Genomic DNA, 13,733 nt, shown 5'->3' on the forward strand with positions numbered 1-13,733 from the left:
ATACTAATGAGAATTATTATCGAAATGGGGCGGGGCAATGTTACATCTGGGAGTCGCAAAGGCAGGACGGGGTGGCCAGCATCGCCGGGCGCATCTGGGGATGGTGCTGGTGCTGGGCTTGAATCCCCTGGCGCTGGCCATTGCTGCAGAGAGTGGCAGCGGGACGCTGCAGCTGGGCAACATCGAGATCACCGGCAAGGACAGCGCAAGTAGCGTGACCGCACCCGGTGTCACCACCATTGGCAAGATGCCGCTCAAGTTGCGCGAGACCCCGCAATCGGTGAGCGTGATCGACCACGAGCGAATCGAGCAACAGAACCTGTTCAGCCTCGATGAAGTGATGCAGCAGGCCACCGGGGTCACTGTGCAGCCGTTCCAGTTGCTGACCACCGCCTATTACGTGCGCGGCTTCAAGATCAACTCCTTCGAGCTCGATGGGGTGCCGGCCTTGCTCGGCGACACCGCCAGTTCACCGCAGGACATGGCGGTGTATGAACGGGTCGAGATCCTGCGCGGCTCCAACGGCCTGCTGCATGGCAGTGGCAACCCGGCAGCCACCGTCAACCTGGTGCGCAAGCGCCCGCAAAAGGACTTTGCCGCCAGCACTACCTTGAGTGGCGGTAGCTGGGACCGTTACCGCGGCGAGATCGACGTCGGCGGGCCGTTGACCGACTCCGGCAATGTGCGTGGGCGGATGGTTGCGGCCTACGAGGACCGTGACTACTTCTACGATATCGGCAAGCAGGACACCCAGCTGCTCTACGGCATCAGCGAGTTCGACCTGAGCCCGGACACCCTGCTGACCCTGGGCGCGCAGTACCAGACCATCGATTCGGTGACCAACATGGCCGGCGTGCCGATGGCCAAGGATGGGTCGAGCCTGAACCTGCCGCGCTCCACTTACCTGGATGTCGACTGGGATCGCTTCAAGTGGACCACGCGCCGGGTGTTCGGCTCGCTGGAACAGCAACTGGACCACGACTGGAAAGCCAAAATCGCTGCCGAGTACCAGGACGCAGATTCCAGCCTGCGCTATGCCGGGGCCTTTGGTGCAATCGATCCGCTTACCGGCGACGGCGGGCATCTGATGGGCGCCGCATACAAGTTCGAGAGTACCCAGAAGAGCGTTGATGCATCGCTCAACGGGCCGTTTACGTTGTTCGGCCGCAGCCATGAGTTGCTGCTGGGCAGCAACTACAGCCAGGGTGAAACCGAACAGCGCATGGCGAACTTCACCACGCCGCTGAACGTGCCGGTGAACGTCTATCGCTGGGACCCGCACAGCGTGCCCAAGCCGGGTATCGGCGCCTATACCTCGCCGGGCTCGACCACGACCACGTCCAAGGGCGTCTACGCGCTGACCCGTTTCAAGCTGCTCGATCCGCTGACCCTGGTGGTCGGCGCCCGGGCCAGCTGGTGGGACCAGGACGCGCCGGGCGATCACTTCAAACCCGGGCGCGAGATCACCCCCTACGGCGGGCTGATCTGGGACTTCGCCCAGGACTGGTCGTGGTACGCCAGCTATGCCGAAGTCTTCCAGCCGCAGACCGGGCAGACCTGGAGCGGTGAACTGCTCAAGCCGGTGGAAGGCAAGACCTATGAGACCGGGATCAAGGGCGAGTTGCTGGAGGGGCGCCTGAACGTTTCCCTGGCAGCGTTTCGCATCGACCTGGAAAACAATCCGCAGGTTGACCCCGAACACCCAGGTGCCGGGCCAAACACCTATTACATCAGCGGCGGCAAGGTGCGCAGCCAGGGCTTCGAGCTGGAAAGTACCGGCTACATCACCCCGGACTGGAGCCTGTTCGCCGGCTATACCTACACCACCACCGAGTACCTTAAAGACACCCGCAGCACTTCGGGCGACCGCTATGCCGAGTTCACTCCCCGGCACATGCTGCGACTCTGGAGCCAGTACGAGCTGCCGTGGCAGGACCGGCGCTGGAGTGTTGGTGCCGGGGTGCAGGCGCAAAGTGATTTCTCTGCGCAATCGGGCGCCGTGTCGATGGAGCAGGGCGGTTATGCGTTGCTCAACGCGCGGGTTGCCTATCGCATCGACGAGCACTGGACGGCCTCGCTCAATGGCAACAACCTGGCCGACCGCAAGTACTACCAGAGCCTGTCCACCCCCAACTGGAACAACCGCTACGGTGAGCCGCGCAGCCTCAACATGACCCTGCGAGGCACGTTCTGATGGCAACCCCCGGCCTCGGGCCATGGCCACTGCGCATCTGTCTTGCGCTGGCCGGCAGTGTGCTGAGCAGCCTGCAACTGGCGGTGCTGCTGGCCCGGCACTATCCCTGGGGCGGCGGGCTTGAGCGGCTCTACGCCGGGATTTTTCTCGGCTTGGGCTTTCTCGTGACGGTGCTGCTGTGGGCGTTACTGGCGCCAGATCGCCAGCGTGTGGTCTATCGCTCCGGCGTCTGGCTGTTGCTGTTCACCCCATGGCTGTTGTGGGAAGGGACCCGGACATGATGGGGGCACCGCGGGCGCTGGTGCAGCGCGTGCATTCCGGCGCTGGAGGCGTGTTTGGCCTGCTGCTGTTCGTGATTCTGCTCAGCGGGGCCTGGAGCATGGCCCATGAAGACTTGCGCACCTGGTTTCGCGGCCCGGCAGCCTTGGCACCAGGGCCAACACTGCCCCTGACGCAGTGGCTGGAGGTGGCGAGCCGGCATGGCCTGACGCCGGAGGCGTTGCACATCCGCTTGCCCGATGGTCAGCGTGCGGTGGTTGAACTATGCGCTTCAGCCAACCAGTGCACTCTGGAACTGGACCCGGCCACTGGCCGGGAGTTGGCGCCGGTAAATGCAGCCGACATCCTCTTCAACCTGCACAAGAGCCTGTTTAGCGGGTTCCCCGGGCGGATCCTGATCAGCCTGCTGGGCGTGGTGTTGTTGCTGATGATCTGGGCGGGCAGCGCGCTGCACAGCGGGCGTTTGCAGGACCTCAAGCGCTTGCGCCGCGACCGCGGCCTGCGGGTGCTGGCCCATGACCTGCACAGCCTGATCGGCCGCTGGGCCGGGCCGTGGCTGCTGTTGTTCGGGGTCACCGGGGCGCTGTCCGGCCTCGGCGCCCTCGGCACGGTGGCCCTGGCTGGGCAGGCGTTTCCCGGGGCCCCGCAGCAAGCGTTCATGCAGTTGCTCGGCGCCCCGCCGCAGGTCGAGCCGCAGGCCGCCACGACCCAGGCGCTCGATCTCGATCAACTGCTGCACAACGACGCGGCGGCGCACCCAGGCTTTGCCGCCCAGAGCGTCACGCTGCATCGCTGGGGTGAACCCGGGGCCTGGGTGGAAGTGGCCGGCATCGAGCAGGGGCTGCCCAGTACCGCCGTGTTCGAGCGGCATGCCTACCGCGGCGATGACGGCCAGCCCCTGGGCACCAGCAGCGCGAGTGGGCGTGGGTTCTGGTTGCAGGCGTTCATTGCGGTGCAGCCGCTGCACTTTGCCGACTATCGCTGGCTGCCCCACGCGGGGCCGCTGTTGCGCGCGGTGCATTTCGGCATGGCATTGGCGGCGGCGGTGCTGGTCCTCAGCGGCCTGTACCTGTGGCTGGAGCGCCGGCGGCTCAAGGCAGGCGCGGGTTGGCAAGTGCTGCTGCGAATGGTCGTCGGTGGCGGCGGCGGGCTGCTGGCTGCCAGCGCTGTACTGCTGTGCGCCGGAGCGCTGGCCAATCTGGGGCTGTTGCCGCCCAGCGTGCTGCCGGGGTGCTTCTGGGGCAGCTGGACCGCCAGCCTGCTGCTGGCGGCGCTCATGCCGCCTCAGCGGCAACCGTTGCGCCTGCTGTTGAGCGTGGCCGGCCTGGCTTACCTGAGCGCCGGCGCCTTGCACCTGGCTGGCAGCCTGGTGCACGCCAACCTGGTCGTCTGGCCGATCGACCTGGTGCTGCTGCTCGGTGGCGCCAGTGCCCTGTGGGCGGTGCGCCGCCTGACTCTTTTTACGCGTACGGCACGGGCTGCCGACGCCAACGCTGTTTGATTGGAGACTCAAATGCTGGATCTGTTGAAACATTGGCGCATGGTGCTGACGTTCGCCCTGTTGTACCTCTCCCAGGGCATTTGCTTCGGCATCGCCATGGATGCCTTGCCCACGCTGTTGCGCCACGACGGTGCTGCACTTGATGCCCTGGCCTTCCTGCCGCTGGTGGGCCTGCCGTGGGTGGTGAAATTCATCTGGGCACCGCAAGTGGACAACCTCTGGAACCCGCGCCTGGGGCGGCGGCGCAGCTGGATCATGCCGATGCAGATCCTGGTGCTGCTGTGCCTGGTGACCCTGGCGAGCATTGGCCTGAGTGTCGACACCGCAGGCTGGGCCGTGGGCCTGCTGATCCTTGCCTCGTTCGCCAGCGCCACCCAGGACATCGCCACCGACGGCATGGCCGCCGAGTATTTCAGTGAGAACATGCTGGCGCGGATCAACGCGATCCAGGTCGGCGGCACCATGTTCGGCTTCTTCGTCGGTGGTGCCGGGGCGCTGTTGCTCAGTGGCCACTTCGGGCAAACCACGGCCTTTGGCCTGTTGGCGCTGGTGCCGTTGGCGAGCCTGTGCTGCGTAGCCTGGCTGCACGTAGCACCCGCGAAGAAAAAACAGCCGGACGTAGCGCACGCGAGCCTGCTGCGCTTTATCAAACGGCCCAAGGCCGTGTCGCTGGTGGTGCTGGCGCTGCTCTCGGCCATGACCGCGGTCTCCGGGTTCGGCTTGTCGAAACTGTTCCTCAACGATGCCGGCTGGTCCTTGCAGGCCATCGGCCAACTGGGCATGAGCGGCGGGGTGGTGACCATCGTCCTGGGTTGCGGCGGTGGTGCCTGGCTGATCCGCGTGCTGGGCTTGTGGCCGGCGTTCATGCTGGCGGTGGCCATGGCCGGGGTGGCCGCACTGGTCTGGCTGCTGCAGGCCAGCGGGGTAGTGGCGACCCAGGTCGGGTTGATCTGGCTGGCGGTAGGGCTGGGCTCGTTTGCCACCGGCGCTAGCTCGGTGGCGATCATGACCGCATCGATGGCGTTTGCCGGGCAAAGCGACCAGGCCGGCACCGACATGACCGCCGTGCAAAGCACCCGCGACCTGGGCGAGATGCTGTCATCCTCGCTGTTGCTGGGGTTGACCGCGCAGGCCGGTTACAGCGGCGGGTTTCTGGCAGGGGCGCTGATGGCGATGGTGGCGTTGCTGGTTGCGCTGAATCTGGCGCGGTATCGGGTTATCGCTGAGTAGGGGGAAGACGGTGGGAGCGGGCTTGCCCCGCGATAGGGTCATGGCCGCGTGATAGACAATGCCCATGGCCCGGATCGCGGGGCAAGCCCGCTCCCACCTGGATGCCATACACCGGCAGCTGAGGGTTGAACTAATGGCCGCTATCGACCCAAAGCGGAAGTAGCTGTATCCCGAGAGCAGACGTTGAGAAAGCCTGTCGACGCGGCGGCTAACGCGTCCGTGCGGGTACCGGATCCCAGTTTTCGCTAGACACTCAAGTCGGTGATTCCGCCTCTTTCAGGCGAGCTGTCTAGAGGGGCCAGTGTGTTCGTAGTCTGGCTAGCTCTCGCCCTAATGCACACAACTCTTTGTTGAACGCGGCCAACTCCGCAAGGCTGTATTCAAAGCATTGCTGCACACCGGAGGGAAGTCCAATGACATTGACGATCTTGTGACGGTGGGCCTCGACACCCCATCGGCCGTGGACCATCTGATTGCGCTGCAGCCGAGCTGCATGCACACGCTCAATCCAGCGTTCATAGGCCGCACGATGTTCGGAGCCGGCCGGTAACCTCTCTGTGACTCGCTTCGAAAGCGTTTCGAGTTTCGTATGGATATTCTGTCCTTCGATCGAATTCGATGTTATTTCCAATTTGTTGCCGTTGTCCAACCACACTAAACAGAGCCCTAGATTCATATCCATGGAAGAGAATGCGAAGAGCATCTGTCCGAGTAACGATGCCGCCTCAGCCTGCATCGCCTCTTGACGGGACATCAGTTGTCCAGCTGTTTCGACCGGGTCAGGCGTTGAAATAGGGTCCAAAGCATTTCTCGCATTCGTAGTCTGGGTGGTGCAGCGTTCAGCACATTATTCCGAAGGCCGCTTTTGGCTGTGGATTCAACCGGTGGATTCAACCCCAGAGCCCTTCGAAACCTGGGGCGATTCTCCGTGCCGAGAGGCCTTGGTTCCGAGCGCTGCCTAAGCATTGCAAGCCTTAGGGCGCTTGCATGCTATTTACCCTGATTTTTGCGAGATTCCGAAACTGGCATCGAGGATTCACCCGCGATTCGCTTGACCAGCGCAGCATGACCGCTGGCTTCGTCGCTGCGGGAAATGACCTGGATGACGGCCATGCGATCGCCGGAGCCTGCGATAAAGGTGCTGTTCAACGTTTTGCCGCCGCCCAGGGTCGCCGTACTGTCGATTTGTCGCACACCCAGGCCGTTGCGGTTAAGGCGCGATTCGCCGGTTTGTCGAAAGTCCGACAGCCCGGCGCTCTGGCGGTCGACGAAACCACTGACGGCGCCGTCGAGGAAGGCATCGTCGTTGTCGCCAGTGCGAGACGCTTCGGGGAGGGGTTTCTCGATCACCATGACCACACGCTTTTCCTGCGCATTGGCATACAGGGTACCCACGGCCCCGGCGCCTTCGCTGTTCTGTTCGTCAGCGCTCAGGGGGCTGGCGATGAAGCCTGCCGGCAGGTTGAAGCTGAACTTGCCGCCGAGCACCGCGACCTTTATTTCAGGTTTCGGCTGGGTGCTGGGTTTGCTGGCGGCATGCAGATTCGACAGGCCCAACAGGCCGACAACGGCCAGGGTCAGCGTCAGGGTTGTTTTGTTGAAAATCGACATACAGCCTCTCGTGGGGCATGGGGCAGGGCGGGGTGGATATGCTCACATAAACCTGCCTGCTCGGTAAGCCCCGGGGTCCCCGTCGGCCAGACGGTCATGGCGGATCGCCTTGAGGGGGCTATCGTTGCTTGTCTGGGCAACAACTACCGACCGAGGGCGGTGCCATGAACACCAGTGATTTACTCGAGCAGTTACTTCGGGCCGGGCAGGGCTCGCAAGCGCAACAAGGGCGCGGCGGCATGTCAGCGCAAGACGGCCTGGGCGGTTTGGGCGGCTTGCTGGGCGGTCTGCTTGGCGGCGGCAGTGCAACGGGTGGCGGTAATGGCCTGGGTGGTTTACTGGGCGGCCTGTTGGGTGGCAGCGCGGGTGGCTCCACCCAGGGGCGCTCCGCTGGTGGCACCAATTACGCGGCCCTGGCGTCGTTGGGCATGATGGCGTTCCAGGCTTATCAAAGCTGGCAGCGCAGCCAGGCGGCAGCCCCGCAACAGGCGCTGCGTACTGTCGATCAATTGTCCGGCCCCGAGGCCGAGGATCACAGCCATGCAATCTTGCGCGCGCTGATTGCGGCAGCCAAGGCTGACGGTCGCATCGACAAGCAAGAAGAAACTTTGATTTACGCTGAAATCAAACGTCACACCAGCGACCCGCAACTGCAGCAATGGCTGGATGAGGAAGTCAGCAAGCCACTCGATGCTGCCCAGGTGGCTCAGTCGGCCCAGGACCCGGCCGTGGCTGCGGAAATGTACCTGGCCAGCGTGATGCTGGTGGATGACCAGCAGGACGCAGAGCGGGCCTACCTTGATGAACTGGCCGGCGCACTGCAAATCGATCCGACATTGCAGGTGCACCTGGAACAGCAGGCCAAGGGCGTCGCCTGACCGGGCTGAGATGCCTGCGCTCTTCATCAATCAGGTGGGAGCGGGCTTGCCCCGCGATTCTGACCATGAAAATTGTCTGTCATGCTGCCATGACCCTATCGCGGGACAAGCCCGTTCCCACCGACTCACGAAGAACGTTGCAATGACAACAATCGATGTGAAATCCCGATTCGAAGCAAAGCTTCTTCGTCCGGCAAAGCCTGGTAATGATACGTCGTGGGCGTTCGTAGTACTGCCAAGAGACGCGAGTGAACAGCTTCCGAGGCGAGGAAGGACGACAGTTGAAGGCACAATCAATGGACACCACTTTCAGGCAACCCTTGAACCGGATGGTCAGCTGAGCCATTGGTTGCAGGTAAGTACAGAGTTACTCGAAGCCGCAGGTGTGGCCGTTGGGGATATCGTTACACTAGCGCTGACCCCAGTGAAGAGTGAACCCGAGCCTGACATCCCGGCAGATTTTCAGGAGGCACTGGTAGCCACTCCTGAGGCTCGTATAGCCTGGAACAATACGACGACCCTCGCACGAGTAGACTGGATACACTGGATTACTTCAGCCAAGCAACTGAAGACGCGCGCAAAACGAATTGGCAGTGCCTGCGATATGCTTGCATCCGGCAAGAAGCAGGTTTGCTGTTTCGACCCGTCCGGCTACTACAGTAAGGCCTTCTGTGCGCCCGAGGCAGAAAGTTTGTAAATGGAACATTCCGTTGAATATGCCTGACAACTATCGACCCGAGGCGGCCTCTCGCTTGGCGCAAAGTCAAAGCCAATAGGACGTTTTTCTCGTCCCCATTCCAGTCTGACTGCGCTTTCCACTGAGCAAAGGTGTCGGTCAATGCCGTCACGAAGTCGGCCGCTGGCACGGCCTCGAAAAGGCACACGGCTTCGGGGCCGTGCAAGGGCGTGCTGTGAAGCCGAAGCTTGCTCATCAGGATAGCGAGGTCGGGGGCGACCATGGCCGATTCAAAGCGGCCGGCCTCTATGTCGTTGCGCAGCCATTCCCCAAACTGCATTTCGCGCTTCGGGGGGTAGCGCCAAGGCCTGAGTTCGCTGAGGAGTGAGGACTCCCTAAATGGAATAGTCCGCACTCTATCACAGGCACTGGTAGGCGCTTTTGACCGACAGCTGTCCTAGCGGACCGACTCCACTCGCCATGTCCAGCGCCCCAACGGGCTGTTCTGCGCCGCCTGCACAAACACCCCGTAGTCTTCGAGATAGTGGTAGCCCTCGGTCCATTCAGAAGTAGCCGTTTTGTGCTTGGAGCAGCTCAGCGGCTTGGCCATGCCTTGCAAGGCGGGGTTTATCTGACTGGCTGGCAGCGCGGCGCCGACCTTGCAGGTGACGGTAGTGGTGAAAGGCCCCGTGGTGGTGGCCTGGACCAGGTCATAGGCCACTTCGCTGTGTTCCGGCAGGCGTTGCCAGTCGCCTGTGAAGCTCAAGCCGATGACGTGCAAGGAGTCTTCTACCTGGTTGCCGTTGTTGCGGTCGAACGAGCGGTTGGCCAGCTCGATCAGGCCGCGGAAAGTCAGCAGCAGCTTGGTGCCCAGCACCGAATCCACTGGCTGCAGCAGCAACTGGCCGCTCTGCGGGTCACGGCTGAAGATGTCCTTGCGCTGCACGCCGGTGATCTTCATGCCGTTGAGCACCAAGGCGTCGTAGCGATAGTGCAAAGCCTGTAGCGTCAAGCGCGGTTCGGGCAGTTGCAGGGTATTGATCGCCGCCAGCACGGCTGGCGCCGTCTTGGGTGTATCCAGCTGTGGCGGCAGTGGCGTGCGCACAGGGGGCATCGCCATCTGGGCCCAGGTGGCAGCGGGCTGGCAGGCAGCTTCGATCAGGCGTTGTTGTCCGCTGTCGGCCTGTGCCTGCGGCATCATTGGGGTGTCCAGATTGACCTTGCCGTTGTACACCCGGCCATTGTCGTCCACCTTGAAGTCGCTCAACGGCTTGAAAGTGCGCTGCTTGCAGTCGATGGCCAGGCGCTCATGCAGTTGTGCAATCTGGCCGTACCCTTTGACTGCTTGATAGTTGGCAAGTTGAATGCTCGTCCAGATCTTGAGTACGCCATCCTCGTGAATCGCGCTGTTACGGTCCAACACCAGCCAGTCTTGAACTGGCGCGGTGTCCAGCGCTCGCCAGTCAGGCACGGCGCGATAGGCGCAGGCATTTTTGAGTTGTTCGCTGCGCTGCAGCACCTGCAACTGTGGTTGCGGAAGGTTGCTGGAATCGTCGTTGTCAGAAAACGCCTGCATGCCCCGTTTGGTGGGATAGAACATGCTGCCGCTGGGCTGGCTGCAGGAGGCGTCAAAGCGGGTGACCCAGGGGTTGCTCGCGGAGGGCGCGATCATGTAGGTGATCTGGTCGCCTTGACGGATGATCGAATCGGGCGCGGCCGGTTCGTCGATCACTTTCTCGAACACTTCAAGGCCAGGGTGCTTGGCCGGTGGTTGCGGCTTGGGCGGGGTGCTGCAGGCGGCGAGGGCGAGCGGCAGGGCTAATGAAAGCGAGAAACGGGCATCCATGCAAAAAAGCTCTTGGTCAAAAAAAAGCGCGATTTTACCTGACCTGCACTGGTGCTCAACTGATGAAGATAATTTTCGACACCAGCTCTGCGCTGTTCTTGGCCTGAAGCTTCTTCATCAGCCGGGCGCGGTGGACCTCCACGGTGCGGTGGGAAATGCCCAGCTTGCGCGCCACTTCCTTGCAGGTCAGGCCATTGACGATATGCAGCGAAATCTCCCGTTCGCGCGGAGTCAGCTGGATGGTCGGCGCCGGCTGGCGATCCAGGCGCTCGAAATGCCAGACCATCAGTTTGAACGGGTCTTCCACCGTCAGGGAAAACCCGTGGGCCCGGGCCCAGAACACCTCGCCGTTGCGATGCTGCATGAAGCGCTCGTCGGAGTAGAAGGCGCCGGGGCCGTTGCGCAGCCAGTGCTCGCTGCGCTCGCCAATGCTCTGGTAGTCGGCTTGGGAGGGATACAGCAGCAGGGTCAGGTGGCCCTGCAAATGCTCGCGCTCGTAGCCGAACAGGCGGACGAACGCCTGGTTGCAGTCGAGCATCCGCCGATGGCCGGTGATCATCTGCGGCGCGGGGGAAACCTGGAAGGCCAGGCGCTCGAGGTCCTGGAAGTGCTGGGCATCTACGGTCATCAGGCATCCTGCCTCGGATTTATCGGCGCGCCCCCTGGGTACTACTTACTGGCGTAAGTAGTTGCCCCAACTAGCGTGTGATTCGGGCGCTGAATCATTGTATGGAATACGCGCTTCAAGGACAGAAGAAAATCACCATGACTCACGACTCCGTATCCATCGTCGCTGCCGCCCACAGCCCTTTCGGTCGCCTGGACGGCCTGAACCTCGAGGACCTGATCGTCAAGGTTACCCGCGAGGTCCTGGCGGACGCTGAGATCGACGCCGCACAAATCGACGCGCTGTTTCTCGGTCACTTCAACTCCGGCCTGGTGGCCGATGGTTTCCCCGCCTCGCTGATGCTCCAGGCCGACCCGCAACTGCGCTTCAAGCCTGCCACGCGCTGCGAGAATGCCTGCGCCTCGGGATCTGCGGCGATCCAGGCCGGGATCAACGCGATCCGCAGCGGTGCCGCCGAGCTGGTACTGGTGGTCGGCGCGGAGAAAATGACCGGCAACAGCACCGTCGAAGTCACCCGCGCCCTGGCCGGCGCCGGCTACCAGAACGCCATGCAGGAGGCCGGCCTGAGCTTCGCCCAGCTGTTCGGCCAGGTGGCGCAACAGTACGCCGAGCGCTACCACAGCCCCTTGGCCTCGATGGCCGCGATCGCGGTGAAGAACCACGCCAACGCCATGGCCAACCCCCTGGCGCAGATGCACCGGGTGATGGACTTCGAGCACTGCAACAACGTGTCCCAGGGCAACCCGCTGATCGCACCGCCACTGCGCCTGACCGACTGCTCGCTGATCAGTGACGGGGCGGCGGCGATCATTCTGGCCTCGCCGCAGCGCGCCCGTTCGATGCGGCGCCAGGTGGCGATCCGCGCCATGACCCAGGTGAACGATTTCCTGCCCTTGTCGCGCCGCGACGTGCTGGCCTTCGAGGGACCGCAACGGGCCATCCAGGGCGCCCTGCGCGAGGCCGGCGTGACCCTGGGCGACCTGAGTTTTGCCGAGGTCCACGACTGCTTCACCATCGCCGAACTGCTGATCTACGAAGCCATGGGCCTGGCGCCCAGGGGCGAGGGGCACCGGGCCCTGGACGAGGGCATCGTGCGCCAGGGCGGGCGCCTGCCGGTGAACCTGTCCGGCGGGCTCAAGGCCAAGGGGCATCCGGTGGGGGCCACCGGGGTCTCGATGCATGCCCTGGGCTTTGCCCAACTGGTCGGTGAACCCATTGGCCTGGGCGTGCCCGGTGCCGAGTTCGGCTTGCTGTTCAACATGGGCGGCATGGCCGTGGCCAACTACGCCAGCGTCCTGCAAGCAGTCAAGGCCTGAGGATGAACATCGCCCATTGGCTGCGCGATGCGGCCCAGCGCTGGCCGCGGCGGCCGGCGCTGTTCGAGGGGTACCGCCAGGTCGCCGACTACCAGGCGTTCGCCGCACAGGCGCGGGCACGCGCCCTGCAACTGCGCGACGAGTACGGCATCGTGCCGGGCGACCGGGTGGCGCTGCTGATGAAGAACAGCTGCGCTTATCTCGAACTGTTGTACGCCATCTGGTGGAGCGGGGCGGTGGCGGTGCCGATCAACAGCAAGCTGCACGCACTGGAAGCCGCCTGGATTGCTGACAACGCCGGGGCCCGGCTGGTCTATACCGATGAGGGCCGGGTGTTCGACAGCGCGTCGCTGCCGGTCGGCTGCCGCGAACTGACCGCACCCGGGGCGGCCGATCAAGGCCCGGTGCCGGGCGATGAACTGCTGGAGCCGCATCCGCGGCAAGACAGCGACCTGGCCTGGTTGTTCTACACCTCCGGTACCACCGGGCGTTCGAAGGGCGTGATGCTGTCCCATGGCAACCTGATCGCCATGTCCTTGTGCTATCCGCTGGACGTGGACCCGGTGACCGCTGAAGACGCGGTGGTTTATGCCGCGCCGATGTCTCACGGTGCCGGCCTGTACAATTTCATCCATGTGCGCTGTGGCGCCCGCCACGTGGTGCCGGCGTCGCGGGGCTTCCAGGCGGCGGAGCTGTTCGAGCTGGCGCAGGCGCTGGGCCAGGTCAGCCTGTTTGCCGCGCCGACCATGGTCAAGCGCATGGTCGACCAGGCCCGGCAGCAGGGCTATGGCGGCGAAGGGATCAAGACCATCGTCTACGGCGGGGCGCCGATGTACCTGGCTGACCTCACCCAGGCCCTGGACACCTTCGGCCCGCGCCTGGTGCAAATCTACGGCCAGGGCGAATGCCCGATGACCATAAGCGCGCTGTCGCGGGAGGCCATCGCCGACCGTGGGCATCCCGACTGGCCGCTGATCGCCGCGTCGGTTGGGCGTGCCCACGCCTGCGTCGAGGTGCGCGTGGTGGATGCGCAAGGCCAGCCCCTGACCCCTGGCGAACCTGGGCAGATCGCCGTGCGCGGGGCGGCGGTGATGCAGGGCTACTGGGACAACCCGCAAGCCACCCGGGAGGCCCTGGTGGACGGCTGGCTGCTTACCGGCGACATCGGTTTCCTCAACGAGCGGGGCTACCTGACCCTTACCGATCGCAGCAAGGATGTGATCATCTCCGGCGGCAGCAATATCTACCCGCGCGAAGTCGAGGAAGTGCTGATGCAGCACCCCGAGGTATTCGAAGTGTGCGTGGTGGGGGAGGCTGACGCTGAGTGGGGCGAGTCGGTGGTGGCCTTCGTGGTCTTGCGCACGCCCCACAGCCTCGATGCGCAGGCGCTCAACCACTGGTTCCTGGCGCGCATGGCCTCGTTCAAGAAACCGAAAAAATACCTGTTTTGCGCCGAGCTGCCGAAGAACAGCTATGGCAAGATTCTCAAGACCCGGCTGCGCCAGTGGTTGCAGGATCCCACCGGGCCCTTGAACAACCTCTGAAGCGCTGCATTACATGGATAGCACCACGAC

At 63.6% G+C, this 13,733-nt stretch carries 12 protein-coding genes and 1 pseudogene; 8 read left to right on the forward strand and 5 right to left on the reverse strand.

Annotated elements, in window-relative coordinates; genetic code table 11:
* The first annotated feature begins 100 nt into the window (after window positions 1–100).
* Genes LOY45_RS12160 through LOY45_RS12175 form a run of 4 tightly spaced genes read left to right on the forward strand, consistent with a single transcriptional unit; the run spans window position 101 to window position 5,204 of the window.
* The gene (locus LOY45_RS12160; protein ID WP_115086444.1) at window positions 101–2,194 is read left to right on the forward strand and encodes a TonB-dependent siderophore receptor; all 2,094 of its coding nucleotides are present in this window, start codon (window positions 101–103) and stop codon (window positions 2,192–2,194) included.
* Window positions 2,194–2,475: a hypothetical protein gene (locus LOY45_RS12165; protein WP_258579200.1), complete on the forward strand. Its 282-nt coding sequence runs from the start codon at window positions 2,194–2,196 to the stop codon at window positions 2,473–2,475. Before LOY45_RS12160 ends, LOY45_RS12165 begins: the two co-directional genes overlap by 1 nt.
* Complete coding sequence (locus tag LOY45_RS12170; RefSeq protein ID WP_167458883.1) at window positions 2,472–3,974, forward strand: PepSY-associated TM helix domain-containing protein; 1,503 nt, start codon at window positions 2,472–2,474, stop codon at window positions 3,972–3,974. The genes LOY45_RS12165 and LOY45_RS12170 overlap by 4 nt, the downstream gene beginning before the upstream one ends.
* A 12-nt stretch (window positions 3,975–3,986) precedes the next feature.
* The gene (locus LOY45_RS12175; protein ID WP_115086447.1) at window positions 3,987–5,204 is read left to right on the forward strand and encodes a RhtX/FptX family siderophore transporter; all 1,218 of its coding nucleotides are present in this window, start codon (window positions 3,987–3,989) and stop codon (window positions 5,202–5,204) included.
* A 289-nt stretch (window positions 5,205–5,493) separates the two neighbouring features.
* Here the strand turns inward: LOY45_RS12175 and LOY45_RS12180 are convergent, their stop codons facing one another.
* Window positions 5,494–5,958 carry a hypothetical protein gene (locus LOY45_RS12180; protein ID WP_115086450.1) on the reverse strand — a complete coding sequence of 155 codons (465 nt, stop codon included), beginning with the start codon at window positions 5,956–5,958 and terminating at the stop codon, window positions 5,494–5,496.
* A gap of 236 nt (window positions 5,959–6,194) precedes the next feature.
* Window positions 6,195–6,815, reverse strand: a complete 621-nt coding sequence (locus tag LOY45_RS12185; RefSeq protein WP_258579201.1) for a DcrB/PsbP domain-containing protein — start codon at window positions 6,813–6,815, stop codon at window positions 6,195–6,197.
* A gap of 164 nt (window positions 6,816–6,979) precedes the next feature.
* Between LOY45_RS12185 and LOY45_RS12190 the strand changes: the two genes are divergently transcribed.
* Together LOY45_RS12190 and LOY45_RS12195 are read left to right on the forward strand one after the other, a co-directional pair.
* A complete protein-coding gene (locus LOY45_RS12190; RefSeq protein ID WP_258579202.1) occupies window positions 6,980–7,693 on the forward strand; it encodes a tellurite resistance TerB family protein in 714 nt (237 codons plus the stop codon).
* 142 nt (window positions 7,694–7,835) lie between these two features.
* A complete protein-coding gene (locus LOY45_RS12195) occupies window positions 7,836–8,390 on the forward strand; it encodes a YdeI/OmpD-associated family protein (protein WP_115086453.1) in 555 nt (184 codons plus the stop codon).
* A gap of 183 nt (window positions 8,391–8,573) precedes the next feature.
* Here the strand turns inward: LOY45_RS12195 and LOY45_RS26985 are convergent.
* From LOY45_RS26985 to LOY45_RS12210, 3 genes and pseudogenes are all read right to left on the reverse strand, one after another.
* Window positions 8,574–8,736, reverse strand: a pseudogene (locus LOY45_RS26985) (ANT(3'') family aminoglycoside nucleotidyltransferase); the annotation flags it as partial.
* Between the two features lie 90 nt (window positions 8,737–8,826).
* A complete protein-coding gene (locus tag LOY45_RS12205; protein ID WP_258579203.1) occupies window positions 8,827–10,215 on the reverse strand; it encodes a hypothetical protein in 1,389 nt (462 codons plus the stop codon).
* A gap of 55 nt (window positions 10,216–10,270) precedes the next feature.
* Window positions 10,271–10,843, reverse strand: coding sequence for a LuxR C-terminal-related transcriptional regulator (locus tag LOY45_RS12210; protein WP_010223563.1), 573 nt, complete (start codon window positions 10,841–10,843; stop codon window positions 10,271–10,273).
* A 137-nt stretch (window positions 10,844–10,980) separates the two neighbouring features.
* On the opposite strand from LOY45_RS12210, the gene LOY45_RS12215 reads away from it, so the two are divergent.
* Together LOY45_RS12215 and LOY45_RS12220 are read left to right on the forward strand one after the other, a co-directional pair.
* Window positions 10,981–12,159, forward strand: coding sequence for an acetyl-CoA acetyltransferase (locus tag LOY45_RS12215; protein WP_115086455.1), 1,179 nt, complete (start codon window positions 10,981–10,983; stop codon window positions 12,157–12,159).
* Between the two features lie 2 nt (window positions 12,160–12,161).
* The gene (locus LOY45_RS12220; RefSeq protein ID WP_258579204.1) at window positions 12,162–13,703 is read left to right on the forward strand and encodes a class I adenylate-forming enzyme family protein; all 1,542 of its coding nucleotides are present in this window, start codon (window positions 12,162–12,164) and stop codon (window positions 13,701–13,703) included.
* Window positions 13,704–13,733: the final 30 nt, after the last annotated feature.

This window comes from Pseudomonas wadenswilerensis (genome assembly GCF_024749185.1).
GTDB lineage: Bacteria > Pseudomonadota > Gammaproteobacteria > Pseudomonadales > Pseudomonadaceae > Aquipseudomonas > Aquipseudomonas wadenswilerensis.

Excerpts from the sequence above, each read along its gene's own strand:
- LOY45_RS12180 (WP_115086450.1), bottom strand. The coding sequence starts at position 5,958 with ATGTCCCGTCAAGAGGCGATGCAGGCTGAGGCGGCATCGTTACTCGGA.
- LOY45_RS12210 (WP_010223563.1), bottom strand. The coding sequence starts at position 10,843 with ATGACCGTAGATGCCCAGCACTTCCAGGACCTCGAGCGCCTGGCCTTC.
- LOY45_RS12195 (WP_115086453.1), top strand. The coding sequence starts at position 7,836 with ATGACAACAATCGATGTGAAATCCCGATTCGAAGCAAAGCTTCTTCGT.
- LOY45_RS12190 (WP_258579202.1), top strand. The coding sequence starts at position 6,980 with ATGAACACCAGTGATTTACTCGAGCAGTTACTTCGGGCCGGGCAGGGC.
- LOY45_RS12205 (WP_258579203.1), bottom strand. The coding sequence starts at position 10,215 with ATGGATGCCCGTTTCTCGCTTTCATTAGCCCTGCCGCTCGCCCTCGCC.
- LOY45_RS12220 (WP_258579204.1), top strand. The coding sequence starts at position 12,162 with ATGAACATCGCCCATTGGCTGCGCGATGCGGCCCAGCGCTGGCCGCGG.
- LOY45_RS12170 (WP_167458883.1), top strand. The coding sequence starts at position 2,472 with ATGATGGGGGCACCGCGGGCGCTGGTGCAGCGCGTGCATTCCGGCGCT.
- LOY45_RS12185 (WP_258579201.1), bottom strand. The coding sequence starts at position 6,815 with ATGTCGATTTTCAACAAAACAACCCTGACGCTGACCCTGGCCGTTGTC.
- LOY45_RS12175 (WP_115086447.1), top strand. The coding sequence starts at position 3,987 with ATGCTGGATCTGTTGAAACATTGGCGCATGGTGCTGACGTTCGCCCTG.
- LOY45_RS12160 (WP_115086444.1), top strand. The coding sequence starts at position 101 with ATGGTGCTGGTGCTGGGCTTGAATCCCCTGGCGCTGGCCATTGCTGCA.
- LOY45_RS12215 (WP_115086455.1), top strand. The coding sequence starts at position 10,981 with ATGACTCACGACTCCGTATCCATCGTCGCTGCCGCCCACAGCCCTTTC.
- LOY45_RS12165 (WP_258579200.1), top strand. The coding sequence starts at position 2,194 with ATGGCAACCCCCGGCCTCGGGCCATGGCCACTGCGCATCTGTCTTGCG.